Here is a 24,604-nt window from a genome sequence, read left to right as displayed (position 1 = left end):
CATGCCACTGGCTGTGGTTTTTGGCATTGCGGGTCTTTGGTTAATGTTGTCTGAGTATATGCACCCCGGCATGGATCCTCCATGCCGGTGGTCGCATTTTTACGGGCGAGGTTTCCATGCTGGTCGGCAGAGAGTTCACCATTCTCGGGGCGGGTATCTCCGGCTTGGCGCTTGCACGCGCGCTTGCCATGCATGGTGCGCGGGTCACCGTGCTCGAACAATCGCCCGAGCTGGGTGAGGTCGGTGCGGGCATCCAGATCTCTCCCAACGGAATGAAGGTGCTGGACGCGCTGGGGCTCGGAACGGAGCTGGCGGCCACGAGCCCCCGTCTGAAGGCGGTCGAGCTGCTGAATGGCGAAACCGGCGAGCCGGTGACGCGGCTCGATATGGCCATGCGCCGCCCCAATGCGCCCTATTATTTCGTCCGTCGTCCCGAGCTGATTGCGCTTTTGGCCGGAGGCGCGCGCGATGCAGGGGTCGAGATCCGGCTGGACCAAAGGATCGAGGCCGTCGAGATCACCGATGATGGTCCGGTCCTGACCTTTGAAGGTGGCGCCACCTCCCGCCCCGGCACGGTGCTGGGCGCGGATGGGCTGCATTCCAAGCTGCGCGGGGCGCTCAATGGCGAGGTCAAACCCTTCTTCACCAATCAGGTCGCATGGCGCGCCATGGTCCCGATGCCCCGTGCCGAGCCACCCGTGGCCCGCGTGTTCATGGGGGCCAAAAAACATATCGTCAGCTACCCACTCTCGAATGGCATGCGCAATATCGTGGCTGTCGAGGAGCGCAGTCGCTGGGCCGAGGAAGGCTGGCATATCCGCGATGATGCGATGACGCTACGTGTTGCTTTCGAGGAGTTCTGCCCCGAGGTGCGCGGCTGGCTCGAACAGGTCGAGGACCCCTATCTCTGGGGACTGTTCCGCCATCCCGTGGCCCGCCGCTGGTTCGGCCCGAATTGCGCGATCCTTGGCGATGCCGCCCATCCGACCCTGCCCTTCCTGGCCCAGGGCGCGAATATGGCGCTGGAGGATGCGTGGATCCTGGCACAGGCGCTGGCGCTGCATGGCGAGGACGAGGTGGGCTTTGCCGCCTACCAGACCGCCCGCCGCGAGCGCAGCAGCGAGATCGTGGAGGCCGCCAACAAGAACGCGCGCAACTACCATCTCTCGGGTCTGCCGCGTGTGGTGGGCCATCTGGGGATGCGCGCGCTCTCGAAATTCGCGCCCGATCTGCTGATCGGAAAATATGACTGGATCTACAATTACGATGCCCGCACCATCCTGCAGACCGATTGAAAAGCGCGGCGTTGCAGGCCCACTTTGGCGGCCATGCACCCGCGCGCTCTTTCCAAAGCCGATCTGCGGAGCTAAAGACAAAGTGACAGCGGGATGACCCCGCGCAACTTGACAAGGCCTGCTATGGATATGATTACGACCACCGAAGCGCTTGCGGTCATCTGCGAGAAGGCGAAGGCGGAACCCTATGTGACGCTGGATACCGAATTTCTGCGCGAGCGCACCTATTGGTCGAAGCTCTGCCTTGTCCAGATGGCGTTGCCAAGTCATGACGGTGTCGAGGGCGAGGCGGTCCTGATCGATCCATTGGCCAAGGGCATCTCGCTCGAGCCGCTCTATGACCTCTTCCGCCACAAGGAAACCGTGAAGGTCTTCCATGCTGCGCGTCAGGATCTGGAGATCTTCTTCACCGATGCGCAGGTCTTCCCCGATCCGCTCTTCGATACGCAGGTTGCGGCAATGGTCTGCGGCTTTGGCGAACAGGTGGGTTACGAGACGCTGGTGCGCAAGATCGCCAAGCAATCGCTCGACAAGACCTCGCGCTTCACCGACTGGTCGCGCCGCCCGCTCACTCCCGCACAGCAGAAATACGCGATTGCCGATGTTACCCATCTGCGCGTGATCTACGAATATCTGGCCAAGCAGCTGAAGAAATCGGGACGCGCCCCTTGGGTCGAGGAAGAGGTGGGCATTCTCCTTAACCCCGAGACCTATATCACCCGCCCCGAGGAAGCCTGGCTGCGCGTGAAGACCCGCACCCATTCTGGTAAATTCCTCTCGGTCGTACGCGAGCTGGCACGTTTCCGGGAAGGGTTCGCGCAGAACCGCAATATTCCGCGCTCGCGTATCTTCAAGGACGACGCCTTGCTGGAGCTGGCCTCCACCAAGCCCGTGAGCCTCGACGATCTGGGCAAATCGCGGCTCCTGCTGCGCGAGGCCCGCAAGGGCGAGATCGCCGAGGGGATCATCACCGCCGTGAAGGAAGGGCTGGCCGTGCCCGCCGACAAAATGCCCAAGGTGCAGAGCGACAGCGACCATCTGCAGGTCGACTCGGCGCTGGCCGATCTGTTGCGCGTGCTTTTGAAGGCGAAATCCAATCAGACGGGCGTCGCGCCCAAGCTGATCGCCTCCTCGCATGATCTGGATGCGATCGCCGCCGGCAAGCGTGATGTGCCCGCCCTCTCGGGCTGGCGTCGCGAGGTCTTTGGCGAGGACGCGATCCGTTTGTCCGAGGGCAAGATCGCGCTCTCGGCAGAGAATGGCGATATCAAGCTGATCACGCTGTAACGCGTCACATTGTGATACAGACGGGCGCGGCCACTGGCTGCGCCTTTTTCATGCGGTTAGCCGCGCGATAGGATCAGATGCAGGCCGGCGGCAGCAAATACGGCCGCGAGGCTGCGCTCGATCCAGCGCCGCGCGCGCAGATAGGTCCGCGCGACGGCCCCCTGCGAGAAGCCCCAAGCATAGCCGAAATTCACGCAGATACCGATGGCCGCGCAGCCTGCAAACAGCGCGGCCATCTCGGCCCCGCCTGCCCCTTCGGGCAGCCCGAGGGCAAAAGTCGCGGCCCAGCCGAGGATCGCTTTGGGATTGGTCAGATGCAGCAACAGCCCGCGCCGATAGGCGGCCGCGGGGGACTGTCCGCGACCCGCTGCTGGCGGCGGACACGAGGCCGAGCGCAGAGATTTCCATGCCAGATACATCAGATAGAGCCCGCCTGCGAGTTTGAGCAGCCAGATGAGCTGGACGAGAGACAAAAGCAGCGCCCCCATCCCGAGCGCGGTCAGCCCCGCCCAGATCAGGCTGCCACTGACCACCCCTGACGCCAGGGCCAGCGCGGGTCTGCGCCCCGAAGCCATTGCGGTGCCCAAGATGGCAAGCGTGCTGGGACCGGGGCTGGCGACGGCCAGAAAATAGGCGAGATAGGCGATCAAGAGATGCGACATGAAAAAGCCTCCTGCGGATTACAGGAGGCTAATCGCAACCGTTGCGTCTGGCAAAGGTTATCGGCTGGCGCTGCGGCTATTGGTGGCGGCCACCACGGTCACCTTGCGCACATCGGCCAGTTTGAAATTGTCGATATAGGCGGCGGCGGTCACCTGACGCGAGCTGACCGTGCCTGCGCGGGTCGCCTCGGGGCTGCCAGCGGCCGGCGGGAAGCCCACCAGCGTATAACGCACCTCTCCGTTTACAGGGCGTCCGTCATTCTCGGCGATCAGACCGATATTCCACCAGCCTTGGGTCGGCGGCAGGGCCGTTACTTCAACAATGGCTCCACCGGAGGTTTTCCGGATGGACAATGCGGTGACTTCCGCAATCACACTACGATTATCCGCAAGAGCGGCCTCATAGCCCCCCTTGGGCGCGAGCGTAGGCGTGGTTTTCTCTTCGGTCGAAGACCCGAACCAGTTCCACGGATTCATGCGGCTTTCGCGGAGGCTGCCACAGGCAGAAAGCGCCAGCACAATGGCAAGCGAAGCAAGGAACGGTTTTCTCATGGTCTCTCCGGCACTTGATCTTCTTTTCCCTAGCCTATTGCACCGGCTTTGAAAAGGCGGCTCTGGACCCTTGGCAGGCTTGGGTCTAGGTATTGGCCAAGAAACAAGCCGCGGAGTGGAAAAATGGCCAGCGAAGCATTCGAGGAAATCGCCGATACATTCGAATTTCTGGACGATTGGGAAGATCGCTACCGCCATGTGATCGAATTGGGCAAGGAATTGCCGCCACTTGACGATGCCGTGAAGGTGCCTGCCACCAAGGTCGAGGGCTGTGCCAGCCAGGTGTGGCTCCTGCCGCGGATCGAGGGGACCGGCCCGCAGGCGCGCTTTGCTTTTGATGGCGAGTCGGATGCGATGATCGTGCAGGGCCTGATCGCAATCCTGCATGCGCTCTATTCCGGTCTGACCGTGACCGAAGTCACGGCAACCGATGCCGAGGCCGAACTGGCGCGGCTGGGCCTGAACGACCACCTCTCGGCGCAACGCTCGAACGGACTGCGGGCGATGGTCGAACGTATCCGCCTGCTGGCGGCAGAAGCGGCGGCCGCATAAGGCCGCCGCAAGGCACAGGCGGTTACTTGACCGCCGCCACCACGATCACCTCGACCAGATATTCCGGCGCGGCCAGTTTCGATTCGCCGGTTGCACGCGCGGGTGTATGGCCCTGGGCAACCCAGGCATCCCAAACGCTATTCATCTCGGCGAAATCGGCCATATCGGCCAGCCAGATCTGCGTCGAGAGGATATGTTCCTTATCCGAGCCCGCTTCGGCCAGAAGGCGGTCCACCTCGGCCAGCGCATCGCGCGTCTGGTCTGCGACGGATTTGCCCGGCGTGCCGACCTGCCCCGCCAGATAGACGGTGCCGTTATGCACCACGGCTTCGCTCATACGCGCGCCGGTGCCGATACGTTTGATAGTCATGGGGAAGCCTCTTCCACTGTTGTCACGAGGCAGGGTGCGGCCCTGCCCTCGCACGCTCTATGAGTGGGATTGGCGCGCCCGTCTAGCGTTTATGGATCACCGCCACCTGATCGGCGCGTTTTTTGTGATAGCGTGCGGTAAACATGAAGCAGCCGGAAATCTGCGGTGCGAGACGGGTGAATTCTGCCTCGATCTGCGGATCGTTATGCTCGAATTTGCGGCCCTCGGAGAAGCCACGGAACAGAGCCGCCGTCTTGGTGATCCCGTCCTTTTCATAGGGTGGCGGCTGCCAGCGTAGATCCTCGATGATATAGAGCCCACCGGAGGCCAATTTGGGAAAGAGCTCCAGAAAGGCGTTCTGCTGGTGATGGGACGCGTGGCTCGCATCGTCGATGATGATGTCGAGTTCCGGCAAGAGATCTCCAGCCCTACGGATGTTCTCGCGCAAATCCATATCACAGCGATGGAAATGGAAGCGCGGATCCTCGAACCAGCCGAAATCCGACACATCCAGCCCGTGGATCTGCGCCATCGAGAAGAACTCGAGCCACATCCGGATCGACGGGAGATCGGTGGTCGTCCGGTCCGCGCTCTTGCCATGTTCCGGCCCACCGATCTGCAAGCCCATCTCGAGGAAATTGATCGGCCGGTCGCGATAGGGGTGGAAGAGCATGTGGTAGAGTTCGCTATAGCGATGCTTTATCGTGCCCTTATCCGACCCGAACCTGTCTGCAAGATCGGTTAGGTTTGCGGGATTGAGCGTCACCGCCCCGATCCGCGAAATAAATCCCATTTCCATTCGGCTCTCCCCGCTTGGCGCAAATGCGTTCCGCATCTGCAGCGAAGCTAGCAGCCATGGGGTGTAATTATCGTAAACGATCTTCTTTTTCGCCGGAAAGACATAAAGGGCTTGTCTACCATGGCTTCGCGGGCCTGTTCTGCAGGCATAGGGCGCAAGCCGGACCGCAAGCGGCACTTGGCGTATATCGATAGGGATGGGGGGTAATGGAGCGGGTGAAGGGAATCGAACCCTCGTATGCAGCTTGGGAAGCTGCCGTTCTACCATTGAACTACACCCGCGAAGGTGTGGGCGGAGAAATAGCCACTCCGCCCGAGCACGTCAAGCGCCCAAAGCACCTGACGCGCTGCATTTTATCACGAGAGCGTCGCAAGATCCTTGGCGTCGAAACCGGTCAGCTCGTCGCTGCGGCCCTCTTTGACCTTGGTCACCCATTGCGCATCCGACAGAAGCGCACGACCCACAGCGATCAGGTCGAACTCGTCTTTCGACATACGCTCGACGAGATTATCGAGAGGAGTCACTTTCGACCCTTCGCCACCAAAGGCCGCCAGAAACTCTCCCGAAAGCCCGACCGAGCCCACCGAAATCGTTGGCGCACCGGTGATTTTCTTGGCCCAGCCTGCGAAGTTGAGGCCGCCCTCGCCATCGATTTCGGGAAATTCCGGCTCCCAGAAACGACGCTGCGAGCAGTGGAAGATATCGACCCCCGCCTCCTTGAGCGGCATCAGCCATGCCTCCATCTCGGCAGGGGTCTTTGCCAGTTTGGCGGTGTAATCCTGCTGCTTCCACTGGCTCAGGCGCATGATCACCGGAAAATCGGGGCCAACCGCCGCGCGCACGGCCTTCACCACCTCGACGGCAAAGCGGGACCGCTCGGGCAGGGTCGCACCTCCCCAACCATCGGTGCGTTTATTGGTGCCCTCCCAGAAGAACTGGTCAATCAGATAGCCATGTGCACCATGGATCTCGACCGTGTCGAACCCGTTCGCCTTGGCATCGGCCGCGGCCTGACCGAAGGCCTTGATGGTCGCCTCGATATCAGCCTCGGACATTTCCACACCGCGCGGGTCATCGGGGCCAACGAGCGCCGAGGGGCTCTCGACGGGCGTCTCCGGTTCCCAGTCGCCACCACGGGTCGAGCCGGTATGCCAGATCTGGGGCGCGATCTTGCCTCCCTGCTCGTGCACGGCCTCGGCCACGGCCTTCCAGCCTGCCAATGCCTCTTTGCCATGGAAGAAGGGGATATTGGGCAGGTTACGCGAGGCGGGACGGTCGATGACCGTGCCTTCGGTCAGAATCAGCCCTACATCCTGTGCCGCGCGGCGGGCATAATAGGCCGCGTTGTCGCCATTGGGCACACCCGCGGGGGCCATATTGCGCGTCATCGGTGCCATCACGATACGGTTCTTGAGCGTCAGGCCCTTATAGGAGAACGGACGGAAAAGGGTTTCGGTGCTCGTCATGATGTCTTTCCTGTTTGAGGTTGGAAGGGCCTTCACAGACCCGACCTTCGCCAGAGCAGATATGCAGGAACGTCGCCCAGACAACCCCTGCCCGCTTGCACAATCGCGCATCCGCCTGCGCGGGCCTGCACGGCGGGCCGGCACAGCCATGCAATACCGTCCGGAACGCAAAAACCCGACCAGAGGCCGGGTTTTTCTCAAAGCTGGAGGAAGCTGCGATCCTCTGCGACATAGCGTTCGAGCACTGCCGGATAGAGCTTGTGTTCCTGCACCAGAACCCGCGCCGCAAGCGTATCGGCCGTATCCCCCGCGAGCACAGGGACACTGGCCTGACCGAGGATAGGGCCATCATCGAGAACGGGCGTCACCTCATGCACGGTGCAGCCGGCTTCCGTATCGCCCGCATCCAGCGCGCGCTGATGCGTGTGCAATCCCGGATAGTTCGGCAGGAGCGAGGGATGGATATTCAGCATCCGTCCTGCGAAACGCTCGACAAATTCCGGCGTCAGCACGCGCATGAAGCCCGCAAGACAGAGGATATCGGGCTTGGACGCCAGGATCGGCTTGAGAAGCTCCGCCTCGAAGGCCGCACGGTCACGGCCGAACGGACGGTGGTCTATCGCGGCCGTGGGCACGCCCATCGCCGCAGCCTTCAGCAGCCCCCCCGCCTGCGCGTCATTCGACGCGACCAGAACGGGTTCGGCAAAGCCTCTGGCCTGCATGGCCTCGACGAGGCGGACCATATTGGATCCGCCCCCCGAAATCAGGATTGCAACACGTTTCACAGGAGCTTGCCCTTATAGGCAACCCCCTCGCCTGCGGTGATCGTGCCGATCTGCGTCACGGTTTCGCCCTCGGCGCGCAGAAGCTCGGTCAGGGCTTCGGCACGGTCTTTGGCCACCACGACGATCATGCCGATACCGGAGTTGAAGGTCTTCAGGAGTTCCGGCTCTTCCATCTTGGCGGTCTCTGCCAGCCAGCGGAACACACCCGGCAACTCCCAGGTGTCGAGATCGATCTCGGCCCCCAGCCCCTCGGGCAGGACGCGCGGCAGATTCTCGGTCAGGCCACCACCGGTGATATGGGCCAGTGCATGAACGCCGCCTGCACGGAAGGCCTTGAGACATTGCGTGACATAGAGGCGAGTCGGCGCAAGCAGCGCCTCGCCGAGCGAGCCCTCGCCCCAAGGGCAACCAGCATCCCAGCCAAGACCCGACATCTCGACAACCTTACGCACGAAGGAATAGCCGTTGGAATGCACGCCATTGGAGCCGAGGCCCAGAAGCACATCCCCCTCTTCAACACCCTCGGGCAGAAGCGTGCCACGCTCCATCGCGCCCACGGCAAAGCCCGCAAGGTCGAAATCACCCTTGTGATACATGCCCGGCATCTCGGCGGTCTCGCCCCCGATCAGCGCACAGCCCGACTGCGAACAGCCCTCGGCAATGCCGTTGATGATGCGGGTCGCAGAGTCCAGCTCGAGTTTGCCCGTCGCGAAATAATCAAGGAAGAACAGCGGCTCGGCGCCTTGGCACACGAGGTCATTCACGCACATCGCGACGAGGTCGATGCCGATCGTATCGACATTTCCGGTGTCGATCGCAATGCGCAGCTTCGTGCCCACACCATCGGTCGCGGCCACCAGCACCGGATCATTATATCCCGCGGCCTTCAGATCGAACAGCGCGCCGAACCCACCAAGCCCCGATACGGTGCCCGAACGCGCGGTCCGCTTGGCCGCAGGTTTGATGCGTTCGACCAGCTCATTGCCGGCATCGATATCGACGCCTGCATCGGCATAGGTCAGACCATTCGTTTTGTCGCTCGTCTTTTCGCTCATGGGCCCACGCGCTCCTTGGGAAATAAAGTTGTGTTGCCATTAGCGCATGCGGGGCGTACGGGCAATCGGCGGCTGAGGATTTGCCCCAAGATTTCTTGACCCCGCCCTTATTTATGCTACTGACCATTCTCAATGGTGGGCCTGTAGCTCAACGGTTAGAGCAGGGCGCTCATAACGCCTTGGTTGGGGGTTCAAATCCCTCCGGGCCTACCAGTTTGATGTTAGGACGCGGAAGACCTGAACCGCGCCGGGTTTACCGGGGGCTCCAACTCTTGAGTGGGATGGCGCACTATGAGCAAAACAACGAACAAATATTCTCCTGAACTCCGCGAACGAGCGGTTCGGATGGTTCTCGACAATGCGGGTCAGCATGGATCTCGCTGGCAGTCCGTTGTCTCGATTGCCGCGGAGATCGGCTGATCGACAAATACGTTGCACGAGTGAGTTAAGAAGGCCGAGCTTGATAGCGGCAAGCGTGCAGGCGTCCCCAGCGAGATGACCGAGCGCATGAAGGCGCCGGAGCGGGAGAACCGCGAACTGCGCCAGGCCAATGAGATCTCGCGCAAGGGTGAGCCAATGGTCCGCGAGACATTGGCGAACGCATATTTTGCGATGGCGGAGCTCGACCGCCGGTCGAAGTTATGGCGGATTTGATCGAGGCGCATCGTGATGCGCATGAGGTCGAGCCAATCTGCACGGTGCTGCCGATTGCCCCTTCCACATTCCAAGATCATCTTGCCAAGCGGGCCAATCCAGCCCGGTTGTGGGACCGTGCCCGTCGTGATGCCGCCCTGCGGCCCGATCGAACGCGTCTGGGAGGAGAATTACAAGGTCTACGGCGTCCGTAAGGTCTGGCGGCAGCTTTTCCGGGAAGGCTTCGCTATCGCGCGTTGCACGGTAGCACGGCTCATGCGGGACATGGACATCCAGGGTATCATCCGCGGCAAACCGCATCGGACAACGATCCCGGACAAAAAGGCCACATACCCGTTGGACAAGGTAAAACGCGAGTTTCGGGTTCCGGCGCCCAACATGCTCTGGGTGAGCGATTTTACTTACGTCCCGACTTGGAAAGGGTTCGTCTATGTGGCCTTCGTCATCGAAGCCTATGCGCGCAAGATCGTCGGCTGGCGCGCCAGCACCTCGGCGTAGACTGGTTTTGTCCTAGATGCACTGGAGCAGGCCGTCCATGATCGAAGGCCGACAAAGGCCATGGGGCCGGTCCATCGAGGTTTTGGGAACGGGCTTTGCCTTCCAGCGGGTCCGTTGCGGGAGCCTGTATCTGCGGGTCTTTCGCGGGCTGATCTTGTTGTTTCGATCGGGGAGGCTGCGGCGCAAGAGCGTTTTGCGTCGCGTTGGGGCGCTTATCTTCCCTGCCCTCATTTTACTGGCCATCTGGCCCCGTTGCCGACGGGTATGGACTGGCGTGGATTGCGGTGTTTGGCGTTTGCGGGGATTGGTTATCCAGAGAAGTTTTTCGATACGCTACGAGGCTTGGGTGCGTCGGTTGTTCGGACGGAGTCACTTGGTGACCACCAGCCTTTCACGGCTGCGCTGTTGTCGCGTCTTTTGCATGATGCGCAGGCGGATGGTTTACAGCTTGTGACGACGGAGAAGGACGCTGCGCGTTTGCCTTCATCCTTGCGTGGTGAGGTGCTGACATTGCCTGTGCGTCTGGAGATTTTGCAGGCGGAGGCTCTTGATGCCCGTCTTCATTCGCTCTTCTGAGCGGATTTTCCGTTCTATTTTTGCTGTGTCAAGAATGCGCGAAGCCGCCTCTGATGAGACGGCTTTTTATTTGGTTGCGGGAGTAGGATTTGAACCTACGACCTTCAGGTTATGAGCCTGACGAGCTACCGGGCTGCTCCATCCCGCGTAAGGATGTGTCTGATTGGGGGGGTATCGTTATAGAGATGATTGACGCTCTTTATTAGGTTTGGCGGTGACCTACTCTCCCACGTCTTGAGACGCAGTACCATTGGCGTGTTGGCCCTTAACGGCCGGGTTCGGAATGGGACCGGGTGTATAGCCAGCGCTATGACCACCAAACCGAATAAAGAGCGTCCAAGTCAAGTTGTGTTCGTATGCATGATTTTGATCTGTAGGAGTGTCTGTCTACTACTGGATCAAATCAAGCCAATCGGGCAATTAGTACTGGTCAACTGAATGCATTACTGCACTTACATCTCCAGCCTATCGACGTGGTGGTCTTCCACGGCCCTCAAGGGATACCTAGTTTTGAAGGGGGCTTCCCGCTTAGATGCTTTCAGCGGTTATCCTGTCCGGACATAGCTACCCAGCACTACCGTTGGCACGATAACTGGTCCACCAGTGGTCCGTTCACCCCGGTCCTCTCGTACTAGGGGCAACTCTTCTCAAGTATCCTACACCCACGGCAGATAGGGACCGAACTGTCTCACGACGTTCTAAACCCAGCTCACGTACCTCTTTAAACGGCGAACAGCCGTACCCTTGGGACCTGCTCCAGCCCCAGGATGAGATGAGCCGACATCGAGGTGCCAAACGGTGCCGTCGATATGGACTCTTGGGCACCATCAGCCTGTTATCCCCAGAGTACCTTTTATCCGTTGAGCGATGGCCCTCCCACTTGGGACCACCGGATCACTATGGCCGACTTTCGTCTCTGCTCGACTTGTCAGTCTCGCAGTCAGGCAGGCTTTTGCCATTGCACTCAACGACCGATTTCCGACCGGTCTGAGCCCACCTTCGCGCGCCTCCGTTACTCTTTGGGAGGCGACCGCCCCAGTCAAACTACCCGCCACACAGGGTCCCGGATCCGGATAACGGACCGCGGTTAGACATCAAGAGTGCGAAGGGTGGTATCTCAAGGATGCCTCCACCGGAACTAGCGTTCCGGCTTCAAAGGCTACCACCTATCCTGCACATCACAATCCTGATGCCAGTGTGAAGCTGTAGTAAAGGTTCATGGGGTCTTTCCGTCTAACCGCGGGTAGTGTGCATCTTGACACACAGTTCAATTTCGCTGAGTCCACGTTTGAGACAGCGGGGAGATCGTTACGCCATTCGTGCAGGTCGGAACTTACCCGACAAGGAATTTCGCTACCTTAGGACCGTTATAGTTACGGCCGCCGTTTACCGGGGCTTCAATTCAGAGCTTGCACCCCTCCTTTTAACCTTCCGGCACCGGGCAGGCGTCAGACTGTATACGTCGCCTTACGGCTTCGCACAGCCCTGTGTTTTAAGTAAACAGTCGCCACCCCCTAGTTTGTGCCCCCCACCTATAGTTGCCTACAGATGGGGCCTCCTTCTCGCGAACTTACGGAGGCATTTTGCCGAGTTCCTTAAACGTGGTTCTCTCAAGCGCCTTGGTATTCTCTACCAGTCCACCTGTGTCGGTTTCGGGTACGGTCTTATAGAGAGGCTATTTCCAGGGACCTGTAGGCTGCCCGACCAATCCGATAAGGTCGAACAACGGTTCAGATCCGTCACCATCTCACGGCCCAGGAATATTAACCTGGTTCCCATCGACTACGCCTTTCGGCCTCGCCTTAGGGGCCGGCTTACCCTGCTCAGATTAGCTTTAAGCAGGAACCCTTGGACTTTCGGCGACAGGGTCTCTCACCCTGTTTGTCGCTACTCATGTCAACATTCTCACTTCTGATCACTCCACCGGATGCCTTACAGCCCGGCTTCACAGTCAGAACATTGCCTCCAATACTCCCGAAGGAGATAAGGAGGCAGCGTTCTATATCACAGAACGCTCCGCTACCACGCACTTCACAGTGCATCCAAAGCTTCGGCTCGTGGCTTGAGCCCCGTTACATCTTCGCCGCAGGACCTCTTAACTAGACCAGTGAGCTGTTACGCTATCTTTAAAGGATGGCTGCTTCTAAGCCAACCTCCTGGTTGTTTTGGAAGTCCCACATGCTTTCCCACTTAGCCACGAATTGGGGGCCTTAGCTGTTGGTCAGGGTTGTTTCCCTCTCCACGACGGACGTTAGCACCCGCCGTGTGTCTGCCGATCAGTTCTTCCCGGTATTCGGAGTTTGCTTAGACTCAGTAAGGCTGTGGGCCCCCATCATCCATGCAGTGCTCTACCCCCGGGAGAATACAATCGACGCGCTACCTAAATAGCTTTCGCGGAGAACCAGCTATCTCCGAGTTTGATTGGCCTTTCACCCCTAGCCACACGTCATCCGGACCCTTTTCAACGGGTGTCGGTTCGGACCTCCAGTTGGTGTTACCCAACCTTCATCCTGCACATGGCTAGATCACTCGGTTTCGGGTCTGATCCCACGAACTCGACGCCCTGTTAAGACTCGCTTTCGCTGCGCCTACACCTATCGGCTTAAGCTTGCTCGTAAGACCAAGTCGTTGACCCATTATACAAAAGGTACGCCGTCAGAGCTCGAGGCTCCTCCGACTGCTTGTAGGCGTCCGGTTTCAGAAACTGTTTCACTCCCCTCGTCGGGGTGCTTTTCACCTTTCCCTCACGGTACTGGTTCGCTATCGGTCAGTAAGGAGTACTTAGCCTTCGAAGGTGGTCCTCCGATCTTCAGACAGGATTTCACGTGTCCCGCCCTACTTAATTCGTCCCGTTGAGCTTCGTATACGGGGCTATCACCCATATTGCTGGACATTCCAGACCATTCTACTCACTCTCAAGGCTCGGCTGATCCGCGTTCGCTCGCCACTACTAGCGGAGTATCATATTGATTTCCTTTCCTCCGGGTACTTAGATGTTTCAGTTCCCCGGGTTCGCTCTTAAAACCCTATGTATTCAGGTAATAAGTCCCTGGTTATGCAAGTTGTAAGCTACCGAAGTAATTACAACGAACATTCAGGTGGGTTTCCCCATTCGGAGATCCATGGATCAAAGCTTATTCTCAGCTCCCCATGGCTTATCGCAGAGTATCACGTCCTTCATCGCCTCTTACTGCCAAGGCATCCACCAAACGCCCTTCTCGCGCTTGATTTGATCCAGAAGAAGATAGACTTCTTCCTGTATCAAAAGCATGCATACTATATCCCGCTGACGATCCCGAAAGATCATCAACATTGGTTAGTGTACTTGACTTGAACAACATCGTTGCTTGCAGATCAAACTGCTGTCACCCGTACTTGGGCGACCCACGATGCTGATGTTTAATTTCATCTCTATATACGATATCAAACCGTCCAATCGGACGAGCAAACCGTTCAAACTGAACGTCTTGCTGATCTGATTGGATCTAGGCCATTTTCTGGTTTCTTGCGTCGGAAGTTATGGTGGAGCCTAGGAGGATCGAACTCCTGACCTCCTGAATGCAAATCAGGCGCTCTCCCAGCTGAGCTAAGGCCCCATAAACTGTGGAAAGTGGTGGGTCGAGGAGGACTTGAACCTCCGACCTCACGCTTATCAGGCGTGCGCTCTAACCACCTGAGCTACCGACCCATTCCTGGACCGAAGCCCTTGGCATTTTTCCGACTACTGAAGAGATATGAGGACGGCCTGGCCGTATTTTGCGAGGCTCTGACTGAGCCTCATGCTAAGTGTTTCACGAGCAAGGCAAGCCAAGCTACTAGAAACATCCTTAGAAAGGAGGTGATCCAGCCGCAGGTTCCCCTACGGCTACCTTGTTACGACTTCACCCCAGTCGCTGAGCCTACCGTGGTCCGCTGCCTCCATTGCTGGTTGGCGCACGGCCGTCGGGTAGACCCAACTCCCATGGTGTGACGGGCGGTGTGTACAAGGCCCGGGAACGTATTCACCGCGTCATGCTGTTACGCGATTACTAGCGATTCCGACTTCATGGGGTCGAGTTGCAGACCCCAATCCGAACTGAGACGACTTTTTGGGATTAGCCCATTGTCATCGCCATTGTAGCACGTGTGTAGCCCAACCCGTAAGGGCCATGAGGACTTGACGTCATCCACACCTTCCTCCGACTTATCATCGGCAGTTTCCCTAGAGTGCCCAGCCGAACTGATGGCAACTAAGGACGTGGGTTGCGCTCGTTGCCGGACTTAACCGAACATCTCACGACACGAGCTGACGACAGCCATGCAGCACCTGTCACTGATCCAGCCGAACTGAAGGAAAGTGTCTCCACTAACCGCGATCAGGATGTCAAGGGTTGGTAAGGTTCTGCGCGTTGCTTCGAATTAAACCACATGCTCCACCGCTTGTGCGGGCCCCCGTCAATTCCTTTGAGTTTTAATCTTGCGACCGTACTCCCCAGGCGGAATGCTTAATCCGTTAGGTGTGTCACCGACAAGCATGCTTGCCGACGACTGGCATTCATCGTTTACGGTGTGGACTACCAGGGTATCTAATCCTGTTTGCTCCCCACACTTTCGCACCTCAGCGTCAGTATCGAGCCAGTAAGCCGCCTTCGCCACTGGTGTTCCTCCGAATATCTACGAATTTCACCTCTACACTCGGAATTCCACTTACCTCTCTCGAACTCAAGACTACCAGTATCAGAGGCCGTTCCGGGGTTGAGCCCCGGGATTTCACCCCTGACTTAATAGTCCGCCTACGTGCGCTTTACGCCCAGTAATTCCGAACAACGCTAGCCCCCTCCGTATTACCGCGGCTGCTGGCACGGAGTTAGCCGGGGCTTCTTCTGTCGCTACCGTCATTATCTTCACGACTGAAAGAGCTTTACAACCCTAAGGCCTTCATCGCTCACGCGGCATGGCTAGATCAGGCTTGCGCCCATTGTCTAAGATTCCCCACTGCTGCCTCCCGTAGGAGTCTGGGCCGTGTCTCAGTCCCAGTGTTGCTGATCATCCTCTCAAACCAGCTATAGATCGTAGACTTGGTAGGCCATTACCCCACCAACTATCTAATCTAACGCGGGCCGATCCTTTGCCGATAAATCTTTCCCCCGAAGGGCGTATACGGTATTAAACCCAGTTTCCCGGGACTATTCCGTAGCAAAGGGTACGTTCCCACGCGTTACTAACCCGTCCGCCGCTAGATCCGAAGATCTCGCTCGACTTGCATGTGTTAGGCCTGCCGCCAGCGTTCGTTCTGAGCCAGGATCAAACTCTCAAGTTGAAAGCGATTTGCATCGCTAACCTTGACGTATGAACCACTGCACATCGTCTATCCATAAAGAATAAACGCTTCTGCTTATCGTTCCACTTGCGTGATACCGACAAACAGTGAAGCTGACACTCACATCATCGGGCCTAAACCCTAGTGAGCCGATATACAGACGTTCATTTAGTCGATCATAGACCAAACCGCCCGCATATCTCTTCAGTAAAACCATCAATGTCAAAGAGCCGAAGACAAAAATCAACAGCAGCACCCAATCCCTCAGGTGCGAACCGCAAACCTCATCTTCCGAATGTCTATCGCTTCAACCGCCCCAAACCGTCTCTCTCGATCCCGTCTGCCGCGGCCTCCGCGCCCCGCTGCGTCGTCTGCCGCTGCGGTGAAGCGGTATTTACGGACAACACCCAAACACCGCAACCCCTTTTTCAACGAAAATCATAAATTCATACAAAAATTCAAATAACATACTGATATGTATATAGTTATTTTCCAGACCAATACTGCCCATATTTTAACCACCGCTCCAGAAAGAGGAGTTCAGGGCGTGCTTTTCCCTAATAAGGCGGCAGAATCGCATTCATTCACACCTTTTGCACCCTCCGGCATAAGGCCGGATATGGAAAAAGCCTGCCACTATCTGGCAGGCTTTTCGAATTCTCCCGTTCTGGCGGCAAGTCAGAAGAGACGCCCCTTTGCCCGGAATATCGGCGGCACAAGCAGCACGATATAGATACAGCCACAGATAACCGTCAGTAGCCAGAAACGGGTGAAAATCATCCCCATCATCACGACCATCGCCATAAAGAGGAAGATGGTGAGCCCTTTCGGGATACGGATGGCCTTGGGCGAGATCGTCTTGATCCGCGAAATCATCAGAAGCCCCACGATCCCGACCCAGATCGCGACCGCCACCGGCATCTGGCGCGCATCGGCGATCCCCGAAAGTGTCAGGAAAACCGGCATGAGGCAGAGCCCCGCACCAGCCGGAGCGGGAACTCCGGTGAAATGGCGCATCGATTCCGGCTCGGAGCGCATCACGTTGAAGCGCGCGAGGCGCAGGCACCCTGCCCCCGCGAAGGCCAGCACAAAGACCCAACCGAGAGAATTGGTCTCGCCTAGCGCAAACTGATAGACCAGCAGCGCCGGCGCGACCCCGAAGCAGAGAAAATCGGACAGGCTGTCCAGCTCGGCCCCGAATTCGGAGGTTGCCCGTAAACGGCGGGCCAGCAGCCCGTCCATGCCATCGATCACCGCCGCCAGCACGATCAGGACTACCGCCGTCTCGAATTTGCCCGTCATTGTGAACCGGATCGAGGTCAGCCCAAGGCACATGCCCGAGATTGTGACCAAATTGGGGATCAACTGCAGGAATGGTAGCCTGTCTTCGCGCTCGGCCATCTTGCCCTCCTTAACGCTGGCCGCCCAGTCGCGGCTCTTCTGTCGATGTGAGATCAGCTAGCACGGTTTCCCCCGCAATCATCGTCTGACCGATCACAACCTGCGGCGAGACGCCTTCGGGGAGATAGATATCGAGGCGCGAGCCGAAGCGGATCAGACCGAAACGCTCGCCGGTCAGCAGGCTCTGCCCCTCCTTGGCCTCGCACAGGATGCGGCGCGCCACGAGACCCGCGATCTGCACCACACCATAGGACCGTCCGTCCTGCATCTGCACGGCCAGACCGTTGCGCTCGTTCTCGGAGCTTGCCTTGTCGAGCGACGCATTCAGGAACTTGCCCGGATGGTAGGCGACGCGGGTGATCTTGCCCTCATAGGGAAGACGGTTCACATGGCAGTTGAACACGCTCATGAAAACCGAGATGCGGGTCAGCGGCTGATCCCCCAGCCCCAGTTCGACCGGCGGCACTGCGGGCTCCAGCAGAGAGACGATCCCGTCGGCGGGCGAAACCATCAGGCCGTCCCGCAGCGGCGTGACCCGCTCGGGATCGCGGAAGAAATAATAGCACCACACGGTGAGGCCGACACCGATCCAGCCCAGAGGCTCGCAGATCAGGAACAGGACCACCGTCACAGCGGCGAAGATCGCGACGAACTTGCGCCCCTCGCGGTGCATCGGCTTGATGAAGGTAGAAAGCATTGAGACGGACATAGTGGCCCTTTCTGGTGTTTTTCCGACAGCTAGGAAAATCCGGGCGGATATGCAAACCGTATCATGCCTTTGTCGCCGCGCCCAGAGCTCTGCCGGTTGCTCTGCCCGTTGCTCTGCCCACCGCTTCAGCCGGGCGCGGGAGCGGCGCTCGTGGCCGGATATCAGGCGAGCGCGGGCCGGTCTTCCTCGGTCACGTAGCGTTCGGCGGCCTTGGCACGGCGCCGCGCCTGCACCACCAGCCCCTCGATCGGCATGCCGCGATCAAGACGCAGCCAGTCCTTTTCGATCACCGCATCAAATCCCGCAAGTTCCAACAGCTCTGCCAGATGCGCCTCGGAATGGGCATAGCGGCGCGATGGGCGCAGCAGATAGGCTTCGGCGCCATCATGGCACTCGACGGTAAACGCCAGCCGCCCATCCTCGCGAATCGCCCCCGAACACCAACCGATGATCTGCTCGAGCGCGCCAAGATAGGCAAAGACATCGGCTGCCGTGACCAGATCCCACGCATCCCGCACCGGCGCGAGTGTCCCCAGATCGCGCTTTTCAAGCACCTGATAGCACCCTTTGGCTTCGGCCTCGCGCAGCATCTCTGACGAGATATCCCAGCCTTCCAGCCACTCGACACGATCCGCAAGCGCCAGCCCCATAAGCCCCGTGCCGCAGCCCAGATCGAGCCCACGGCTATAAGTGCCCGCAAGACCTGCCGCGATCAGCTCCGGCGCGCGGTATTCGAGCTTCTCGACAAGCGATTCCTCGAAACCCGCCGCATATTGGTCGAACAGTGCCTCGACAAAAGCGACCGGCATCGCGTTGGAGAGCGAGCGTGGCATCAGCAGGTCGAGCTTCAGACTGGCGCCAAGCGTATCCGCCGGATCGAGTTCCAGAACCTGCTCGAATGCCTGCTGCGCCTGTGGCAGCCCCGCATCGGCACGGATCTCGCCCAACCGGAACCATCCCGCCACCCAGCCGGGCGCTCGCTCAAGCGCCTGCTCGTAAAGCTCGGCTGCCGCTTGAGGATCATCGGGAAGATAGGATTCGGCATAATCGGCACGGCGATCTGCCAAGAGATCGCCTGACGTCATCGCAAAGGGAATCATGTCGGTAAAACGCCTTGAGACGGAGCCAATTCTCCGTCAGCGCGCTTTATTCGACCCGTAGGACAAGTCAAGAAAATATGTGCCACCAGAGAGACGCGCTTACTTGCGCCGCACGAGATAGGTGAGCACCTCGCCCCTCTCCTCTGCGCGGATCATCTCATGGCCCGTTTGCGCGCAGAAATGTGGAACATCCACCCATGAGGCGCCATCGGTTGCTTCCAGAAGCGCCACGGCCCCCGAGGGTAGCCCCTCGAGAACCTTACGCAACCGCAGCACCGGCAGCGGGCACAAAAGCCCCTTGGCATCGATCCATGTCGTATCATCATCCATGCCGCGAAGATGGGGATGTAGGCGAGGGTTGTCTACCGCTCTTTTATCCGCGTGAACATCTTCGTGACCGTCGCCGATAAGAGAAGTGACCGACACAGAAATCTAATGTATGCGGTCTTGCATGTTAGATGCACAGCTTGTCCTTGATGCCGCCTTCCTCCCTGCCCTGCTTGTTGCGGTGCTGGCAGGAGTTTTGTCCTTCCTCAGCCCCTGCGTGCTGCCGATCGTCCCACCTTATCTGGCCTTCATGGGCGGAGTATCGGTCTCGGATATGCAGGGCGGCCAATCGAGCGCGCGCGGCAAGGTGCTGCTGGCGGCGGTGTTCTTTGTTCTGGGATTGTCGACGGTATTCCTGCTCATGGGTATTTCGGCCTCTGCGGTCGGTCGCGCGCTTGGTCCCTACCAGGAATGGCTCACGAAAGGCGCAGCCATCATCGTGATGGTCTTTGGCGCGCATTTTATCGGCGTATTCCGCATCGGGTTCATGGATCGCGAGGCACGTTTCAACACCGGCGATACGGGTGGCTCGGCACTGGGGGCCTATGTGCTGGGGCTTGCCTTTGCGTTCGGGTGGACCCCCTGCCTCGGCCCGATCCTCGGGGCGATCCTCAGCGTGGCAGCCTCCGGCAGCGATGTAACACGCGGGGCCGGGTTGCTGGCTGCCTATGCGGTGGGTCTGGGCATTCCCTTCCTGCTGGTCGCCGCCTTCTTTCCCAAGCTTCAGGGAGTGATGCGCTGGATGAAACGGCATATGGGCCGGATCGAGAAGATCTCGGGGCTTCTTCTATGGACCGTCGGTCTGATGATGCTGACCGGCCAGTTCACCGATTTCAGCTTCTGGCTGCTCGACACCTTCCCCTTCCTCGCGGTGATCGGCTGACCTCCCCCGATCATATGGATTCTACGGCCTGCCCCCGAATAACCCGTCAAATATTGGGGTATTTTAATACCTAAATTGTAAGACTTTGTTTTATCTGGCTTTTATAGCAATCAATGGGCTTGCTTTTAATCTGAAGATCGTGGAAAAGCCCCCAATCTGAATTCACAACCCGTCAAGGGACGATCTTATGAACACCTATACCGCAAAACCGGCGGAGATCGAAAAGAAGTGGATCCTGATCGACGCTGAAGGCGTCGTTCTGGGCCGCCTCGCGTCGATCGTCGCAATGCGTCTGCGTGGCAAGCACAAAGCCACCTTCACGCCGCACATGGACATGGGCGACAATGTCATCATCATCAACGCCGACAAGGTGCAGATGACTGGCAAGAAGCGCGAAGACAAGACCTACTACTGGCACACCAACCACCCGGGCGGGATCAAGTCGCGCACCGCGCGCCAGATCCTCGAGGGCAACCACCCCGAGCGCGTCGTGATCAAAGCCGTCGAGCGTATGATCTCGCGTAACCGTCTGGGCCGCGCCCAGATGTCGAACCTGCGCGTCTATGCCGGTGCCGCGCACCCGCATGAAGCACAGTCGCCCGAAGTTCTCGACGTCAAGTCGCTGAACAAAAAGAACACCCGGAGCTGATCATGGCTGAAGAACTCAAATCCCTCGACGATCTGAAGTCGGCCGTATCGGGCGTTGAAAATGCTGGCGAAACCACTGTTTCGATCCACCGCGAGCCCGTCCGTGATGCGCAAGGCCGCTCCTACGCGACCGGTAAGCGTAAAGACGCAGTTGCACGCGTGTGGGTCAAGCCGGGCACCGGCAAGGTCACCGTGAACGGCAAAGAGATGAAGGAATACTTCGCTCGCCCCGTTCTGCAGCTGATCGTGAACCAGCCTTTCGGCATCGCAGGCGTGGAAGGCGAATTCGACGTCTACGCGACTGTTGTTGGCGGCGGTCTGTCGGGTCAAGCAGGTGCCGTGAAGCACGGTATCTCGAAAGCCCTTCAGGTATACGAACCCGCTCTGCGCCCGGCGCTGAAAGCCGCAGGCTTCCTGACCCGCGACTCGCGCGTTGTTGAACGTAAGAAGTTCGGTAAGCGCAAAGCACGCCGTTCGTTCCAGTTCTCGAAGCGCTAATCTTCGCGACAATACTTTCCGGAAAGGGCCTGCCGCCGCGCAGGCCCTTTTCTTATGTCCGGACCCACACGGTCATATTTCTCACAAAGAGCGTAATTTTAGGCCGCCTGACCTTCCGATAAACCTTTGTTAACCATTCGTTGACGAAAAACAGATTGTGTTTTCCACAAGGCAACGTCTATTGTCGTAATTATGTTGGTGTATCGTCACGCGATGTGACCCACACCCACGGATTTCGCTGACTTCCGGTCGGAAGGTCTGCGCGGCACTCGCGCGGCCCCGTCCAGGATCAACCGATTGGCCGCAAGGCCGTAGCCACGCCGGGCAACCCGCTCATGGGAAGAACGGCAACAGTTTGGGGGCAGATCTTAGGGTCCTACCCCGCTTTTAGGATGAAACGCGATGACGCGAGTGGATAGACCAAGGAAGATGTCGGGCAGGCCAAACGCCGCCGCCTTCCCTCTGGCACCTCGCGCTCACGCCCCAAAAACAGACCACAGACCCCGCCCGCCCGGCTTATGCCGCGTGCGGGTGCCTCTGTGGGAAAGCAGGATAAATGGCAAAGAAGATGCTGATCGATGCCACGCACGCGGAAGAAACCCGCGTGGTGGTTGTGGACGGGAATAAAGTCGAGGAATTCGATTTCGAGACGATAAACAAGCGCCAACTCGCGGGAAATATCTACCTCGCGAAAGTGACGCGGGTCGAGCCCTCGCTTCAGGCAGCGTTCGTTGATTACGGCGGAAACCGCCACGGATTCCTCGCATTCGCCGAGATCCACCCCGATTACTACCAGATTCCCTCCGCTGACCGCGAGGCGCTCCTGGCCGAAGAACAGGCCATGGCGCAATCCGATGACGAGGAAGAGGACAAACCACAGCGTTCGCGCCGCCGTCGCCGCTCTTCCCGCAAGGATGACAGCCCCGCAGCTCAGGCCGAAGCCGCTGCCGCAGATGAAACTCTGCGTTCGGAAGACATTCCGGGCATGGGTGTTGCCGATCCGACCGACGAGGACGACCAGCACGAGGATCAGGGCTCGCTTGACGATCTCTCGGATGATCAGGATGACGATAACGCCTCCGAGAGCGATGACGATATCGAGTCGGTTGCCGAAGAAGATGTAACCGAAGAGATCCGCCGTCCGCGCAAGCCCCGCGCACGCCGCTTCAAGATTCAGGAAGTCATCAAGGTCCGCCAGATCATGCTGGTCCAGGTCGTCAAGGAAGAGCGCGGAAACAAAGGCGCGGCCCTGACCACCTATCTCTCGCTTGCAGGCCGTTACTGCGTTCTGATGCCCAACACCGCGCGTGGTGGCGGCATCTCGCGCAAGATCACTAATGCACCCGACCGCAAGAAACTCAAGGAAATCGCCTCGGAACTGTCAGTTCCGCAGGGCGCGGGCCTCATCATCCGCACGGCCGGCGCTCAGCGCACCAAGACCGAGATCCGCCGCGATTACGAATACCTTATCCGCATGTGGCAGCAGATCCGCGAACTGACGATGAAATCGGTCGCCCCTGCCCCCATCTATGAGGAAGGCGATCTGATCAAACGCTCGATCCGCGATCTCTACTCCAAGGATATCGACGAGGTTCTGGTCGAGGGCGAGCGCGGCTACCGTGCGGCCAAAGACTTCATGCGGATGATCATGCCCTCGCATGCGAAGAACGTGAAGCACTATGCCGAGGCGCTGCCGCTTTTCGCGCGCTATCAGGTCGAGGGCTATCTGGCCTCGATGTTCAACCCCGTAGTGCAGCTGAAATCCGGCGGTTATCTGGTGATCGGCGTGACCGAGGCCCTCGTGGCCATCGACGTCAACTCTGGCCGTGCCACCAAAGAAGGCTCGATCGAGGAGACTGCGCTCAAGACCAATCTCGAGGCCGCGGAAGAGGTCGCCCGTCAGGTGCGCCTGCGCGACCTTGCCGGTCTGATCGTCATCGACTTCATCGATATGGACGAGCGCAAGAACAACACCGCCGTCGAAAAGCGGATGAAAGACAAGCTCAAGACCGACCGCGCCCGCATCCAGGTGGGCCGTATCTCGGGCTTTGGCCTGATGGAAATGTCGCGCCAGCGTCTGCGCCCGGGGATGATCGAATCCACGACGCAGCCCTGCTCGCATTGCCACGGCACGGGCCTCATCCGCTCGGATGACAGTATGGCGCTGCAGGTCCTGCGCGCAATCGAGGAAGAAGCCACCCGCAAACGCGCCCGCGAGGTGCTGGTGCGTGTGCCGGTCGCCGTGGCCAACTTCTTGATCAACCAGAAGCGAGAGCATATCGCGCTGATTGAGAGCCGCTATGGTCTGTCTGTGCGTATCGAGGCGGATCCGGCGCTTGTCTCGCCCGATTACACGCTCGAGAAGTTCAAGACGGCCACGCGTGTGGTGGCGGAAGTGACCTCGAATGTGGTCCATGCCAGTGCCGAATTCATGACCGAGCTCGAGGAGTTCGACGCCGCCATCGACGCGGAAACGGCGGATGCGGAAGACGAGGACGCACCGGAGACCCTGACAGACACTCCGAGCGATACGACCAGCGAAGAAGGCCCGAAGAAAAAGAAACGCCGCCGTCGTCGCCGCCGGAAGTCCAACGGTGAGCAGAACGGTATCGAGGGTGAGTCGGATGACGAGAGCGCCGAGGATGCGGACGACCTCTCCGAAGAGAGCGCGGAAGACGAGACGGTAGACACCGAAGAGGCCTCCAAACCGAAACGTTCGCGTTCCCGCTCGCGCCGCCGCTCGAAATCGGATGCGGACACCGATGCCGAAGCGGATGCCGAGCCTCAAAAGGCGGAAGAGGCAGCGGAGCAACCGGCTGAAGAGACTGCACCGGAAGATTCACCCAAGCCGAAGCGCACTCGCTCGCGGAGCCGGAGCCGCTCGCGCAAAGACGAGACCGAGGCCGCATCAGAGGCATCGGCGAATACGGTGGAGAACGCGCCTGTTCAGGCAGAAGAGGCGCCCGTCGCAGAGGCCGCGCCCGCGCCCGCCGAGCAACCTGCCGCCGAGCCCGTTGCCGAGGCTTCAGCTGATGAGGGGCTGGCCGAGATCGCCGCGCCTGCCGCGCCGGTCGCGCAAGCCGAGACCACGCCGGAGCCTGCACCCGAACCGGCAATGGCGGAAGATCAGCCCGACGCGCCCACCGCTCCCAAGCGTCGCGGCTGGTGGAACGCAGGAAATTAACTTA

General features: G+C 59.2%; 18 protein-coding genes, 5 tRNA genes, 3 rRNA genes, 2 pseudogenes and 1 other annotated feature. Of the genes and pseudogenes, 10 read left to right on the top strand and 18 right to left on the bottom strand.

Going from position 1 to position 24,604, the window contains the following annotated elements:
- The first annotated feature begins 116 nt into the window (after positions 1-116).
- Complete coding sequence (locus ABEB22_RS10025) at positions 117-1,295, top strand: FAD-dependent monooxygenase (RefSeq protein WP_406870192.1); 1,179 nt, start codon at positions 117-119, stop codon at positions 1,293-1,295.
- 123 nt (positions 1,296-1,418) lie between these two features.
- A complete protein-coding gene (gene rnd, locus ABEB22_RS10020) occupies positions 1,419-2,582 on the top strand; it encodes a ribonuclease D (protein ID WP_350937387.1) in 1,164 nt (387 codons plus the stop codon).
- A 56-nt stretch (positions 2,583-2,638) separates the two neighbouring features.
- Here the strand turns inward: rnd and ABEB22_RS10015 are convergent, their stop codons facing one another.
- Entirely contained in the window at positions 2,639-3,244 is a 606-nt protein-coding gene (locus ABEB22_RS10015; protein WP_339113050.1) for a LysE family translocator, read from the bottom strand.
- A gap of 57 nt (positions 3,245-3,301) precedes the next feature.
- A complete protein-coding gene (locus ABEB22_RS10010; RefSeq protein ID WP_339113051.1) occupies positions 3,302-3,796 on the bottom strand; it encodes a hypothetical protein in 495 nt (164 codons plus the stop codon).
- Positions 3,797-3,919: 123 nt separating this feature from the next.
- On the opposite strand from ABEB22_RS10010, the gene ABEB22_RS10005 reads away from it, so the two are divergent.
- Positions 3,920-4,348 (top strand): SufE family protein, encoded by a 429-nt coding sequence (locus ABEB22_RS10005; RefSeq protein WP_339113052.1) that lies wholly within the window; start codon positions 3,920-3,922, stop codon positions 4,346-4,348.
- 22 nt (positions 4,349-4,370) lie between these two features.
- On the opposite strand, the gene ABEB22_RS10000 is transcribed toward ABEB22_RS10005, so the two are convergent.
- From ABEB22_RS10000 to purM, 6 genes are all read right to left on the bottom strand, one after another.
- Positions 4,371-4,718, bottom strand: a complete 348-nt coding sequence (locus ABEB22_RS10000; protein ID WP_339113053.1) for a RidA family protein — start codon at positions 4,716-4,718, stop codon at positions 4,371-4,373.
- A gap of 82 nt (positions 4,719-4,800) precedes the next feature.
- A complete protein-coding gene (locus ABEB22_RS09995) occupies positions 4,801-5,517 on the bottom strand; it encodes a hypothetical protein (RefSeq protein ID WP_339113054.1) in 717 nt (238 codons plus the stop codon).
- 207 nt (positions 5,518-5,724) lie between these two features.
- Positions 5,725-5,798, bottom strand: a tRNA-Gly gene (locus ABEB22_RS09990).
- A gap of 75 nt (positions 5,799-5,873) precedes the next feature.
- The gene (locus ABEB22_RS09985; protein ID WP_350937383.1) at positions 5,874-6,983 is read right to left on the bottom strand and encodes an NADH:flavin oxidoreductase; all 1,110 of its coding nucleotides are present in this window, start codon (positions 6,981-6,983) and stop codon (positions 5,874-5,876) included.
- 197 nt (positions 6,984-7,180) lie between these two features.
- Positions 7,181-7,768: a phosphoribosylglycinamide formyltransferase gene (gene purN / locus ABEB22_RS09980; RefSeq protein WP_350937380.1), complete on the bottom strand. Its 588-nt coding sequence runs from the start codon at positions 7,766-7,768 to the stop codon at positions 7,181-7,183.
- Entirely contained in the window at positions 7,765-8,823 is a 1,059-nt protein-coding gene (purM, locus tag ABEB22_RS09975) for a phosphoribosylformylglycinamidine cyclo-ligase (protein ID WP_350937378.1), read from the bottom strand. Before purM ends, purN begins: the two co-directional genes overlap by 4 nt.
- A gap of 137 nt (positions 8,824-8,960) precedes the next feature.
- On the opposite strand from purM, the gene ABEB22_RS09970 reads away from it, so the two are divergent.
- The 3 genes and pseudogenes from ABEB22_RS09970 to ABEB22_RS09960 all read left to right on the top strand — a co-directional run.
- Positions 8,961-9,036 (top strand) — tRNA-Ile (locus ABEB22_RS09970).
- A 78-nt stretch (positions 9,037-9,114) separates the two neighbouring features.
- A pseudogene (locus ABEB22_RS09965) lies at positions 9,115-10,050 on the top strand (IS3 family transposase); the annotation flags it as partial.
- Positions 9,423-9,539 (top strand) — a sequence feature (AL1L pseudoknot). Its footprint overlaps the pseudogene before it by 117 nt.
- Positions 10,051-10,551: pseudogene (locus tag ABEB22_RS09960) on the top strand (tetraacyldisaccharide 4'-kinase); the annotation flags it as partial.
- A gap of 71 nt (positions 10,552-10,622) precedes the next feature.
- On the opposite strand, the gene ABEB22_RS09955 reads toward ABEB22_RS09960, so the two are convergent.
- The 10 genes from ABEB22_RS09955 to ABEB22_RS09910 form a co-directional block, all read right to left on the bottom strand.
- Positions 10,623-10,699: transfer RNA gene (locus ABEB22_RS09955), tRNA-Met, on the bottom strand.
- Between the two features lie 58 nt (positions 10,700-10,757).
- Positions 10,758-10,872 (bottom strand): 5S ribosomal RNA (gene rrf, locus ABEB22_RS09950).
- Between the two features lie 78 nt (positions 10,873-10,950).
- A 23S ribosomal RNA gene (locus tag ABEB22_RS09945) occupies positions 10,951-13,781 on the bottom strand.
- 290 nt (positions 13,782-14,071) lie between these two features.
- A tRNA-Ala gene (locus ABEB22_RS09940) sits at positions 14,072-14,147 on the bottom strand.
- 15 nt (positions 14,148-14,162) lie between these two features.
- Positions 14,163-14,239 (bottom strand) — tRNA-Ile (locus ABEB22_RS09935).
- Positions 14,240-14,382: 143 nt separating this feature from the next.
- Positions 14,383-15,850: ribosomal RNA gene (locus ABEB22_RS09930) — 16S ribosomal RNA — on the bottom strand.
- Together the 16S, 23S and 5S rRNA genes with 3 tRNA genes alongside form the textbook arrangement of a ribosomal RNA operon.
- 678 nt (positions 15,851-16,528) lie before the next feature.
- Positions 16,529-17,251, bottom strand: coding sequence for a CDP-diacylglycerol--serine O-phosphatidyltransferase (gene pssA, locus ABEB22_RS09925; RefSeq protein WP_339113058.1), 723 nt, complete (start codon positions 17,249-17,251; stop codon positions 16,529-16,531).
- Positions 17,252-17,261: 10 nt separating this feature from the next.
- Complete coding sequence (locus ABEB22_RS09920; RefSeq protein ID WP_339113059.1) at positions 17,262-17,960, bottom strand: phosphatidylserine decarboxylase; 699 nt, start codon at positions 17,958-17,960, stop codon at positions 17,262-17,264.
- Positions 17,961-18,121: 161 nt separating this feature from the next.
- A complete protein-coding gene (locus ABEB22_RS09915) occupies positions 18,122-19,027 on the bottom strand; it encodes a methyltransferase domain-containing protein (protein WP_339113060.1) in 906 nt (301 codons plus the stop codon).
- A gap of 132 nt (positions 19,028-19,159) precedes the next feature.
- Positions 19,160-19,390 (bottom strand): sulfurtransferase TusA family protein, encoded by a 231-nt coding sequence (locus tag ABEB22_RS09910; RefSeq protein WP_339113061.1) that lies wholly within the window; start codon positions 19,388-19,390, stop codon positions 19,160-19,162.
- A 121-nt stretch (positions 19,391-19,511) separates the two neighbouring features.
- Here ABEB22_RS09910 and ABEB22_RS09905 point away from each other — a divergent pair, with 121 nt between their 5' ends.
- The 4 genes from ABEB22_RS09905 to ABEB22_RS09890 all read left to right on the top strand — a co-directional run bounded on the left by ABEB22_RS09905 (position 19,512) and on the right by ABEB22_RS09890 (position 24,600).
- The gene (locus ABEB22_RS09905; RefSeq protein WP_350936842.1) at positions 19,512-20,270 is read left to right on the top strand and encodes a cytochrome c biogenesis protein CcdA; all 759 of its coding nucleotides are present in this window, start codon (positions 19,512-19,514) and stop codon (positions 20,268-20,270) included.
- 187 nt (positions 20,271-20,457) lie between these two features.
- Entirely contained in the window at positions 20,458-20,919 is a 462-nt protein-coding gene (gene rplM, locus ABEB22_RS09900; RefSeq protein WP_339113063.1) for a 50S ribosomal protein L13, read from the top strand.
- A 2-nt stretch (positions 20,920-20,921) separates the two neighbouring features.
- Entirely contained in the window at positions 20,922-21,416 is a 495-nt protein-coding gene (gene rpsI / locus ABEB22_RS09895) for a 30S ribosomal protein S9 (protein WP_406870191.1), read from the top strand.
- Positions 21,417-21,972: 556 nt separating this feature from the next.
- Complete coding sequence (locus ABEB22_RS09890; protein WP_339113065.1) at positions 21,973-24,600, top strand: ribonuclease E/G; 2,628 nt, start codon at positions 21,973-21,975, stop codon at positions 24,598-24,600.
- Positions 24,601-24,604 lie beyond the last annotated feature (4 nt).

It is taken from the genome of Thioclava sp. 'Guangxiensis' (assembly GCF_045348365.1).
GTDB classification, from domain to species: domain Bacteria; phylum Pseudomonadota; class Alphaproteobacteria; order Rhodobacterales; family Rhodobacteraceae; genus Thioclava; species Thioclava kandeliae.
This window is presented reverse-complemented; position numbering and strand designations above follow the sequence as displayed.

Coding starts and splice junctions, on each gene's coding strand:
- ABEB22_RS10025 (WP_406870192.1), top strand. CDS start 117: ATGCTGGTCGGCAGAGAGTTCACCATTCTCGGGGCGGGTATCTCCGGC.
- rnd (WP_350937387.1), top strand. CDS start 1,419: ATGGATATGATTACGACCACCGAAGCGCTTGCGGTCATCTGCGAGAAG.
- ABEB22_RS10015 (WP_339113050.1), bottom strand. CDS start 3,244: ATGTCGCATCTCTTGATCGCCTATCTCGCCTATTTTCTGGCCGTCGCC.
- ABEB22_RS10010 (WP_339113051.1), bottom strand. CDS start 3,796: ATGAGAAAACCGTTCCTTGCTTCGCTTGCCATTGTGCTGGCGCTTTCT.
- ABEB22_RS10005 (WP_339113052.1), top strand. CDS start 3,920: ATGGCCAGCGAAGCATTCGAGGAAATCGCCGATACATTCGAATTTCTG.
- ABEB22_RS10000 (WP_339113053.1), bottom strand. CDS start 4,718: ATGACTATCAAACGTATCGGCACCGGCGCGCGTATGAGCGAAGCCGTG.
- ABEB22_RS09995 (WP_339113054.1), bottom strand. CDS start 5,517: ATGGAAATGGGATTTATTTCGCGGATCGGGGCGGTGACGCTCAATCCC.
- ABEB22_RS09985 (WP_350937383.1), bottom strand. CDS start 6,983: ATGACGAGCACCGAAACCCTTTTCCGTCCGTTCTCCTATAAGGGCCTG.
- purM (WP_350937378.1), bottom strand. CDS start 8,823: ATGAGCGAAAAGACGAGCGACAAAACGAATGGTCTGACCTATGCCGAT.
- pssA (WP_339113058.1), bottom strand. CDS start 17,251: ATGGCCGAGCGCGAAGACAGGCTACCATTCCTGCAGTTGATCCCCAAT.
- ABEB22_RS09920 (WP_339113059.1), bottom strand. CDS start 17,960: ATGTCCGTCTCAATGCTTTCTACCTTCATCAAGCCGATGCACCGCGAG.
- ABEB22_RS09910 (WP_339113061.1), bottom strand. CDS start 19,390: ATGGATGATGATACGACATGGATCGATGCCAAGGGGCTTTTGTGCCCG.
- ABEB22_RS09905 (WP_350936842.1), top strand. CDS start 19,512: ATGTTAGATGCACAGCTTGTCCTTGATGCCGCCTTCCTCCCTGCCCTG.
- rplM (WP_339113063.1), top strand. CDS start 20,458: ATGAACACCTATACCGCAAAACCGGCGGAGATCGAAAAGAAGTGGATC.
- rpsI (WP_406870191.1), top strand. CDS start 20,922: ATGGCTGAAGAACTCAAATCCCTCGACGATCTGAAGTCGGCCGTATCG.
- ABEB22_RS09890 (WP_339113065.1), top strand. CDS start 21,973: ATGGCAAAGAAGATGCTGATCGATGCCACGCACGCGGAAGAAACCCGC.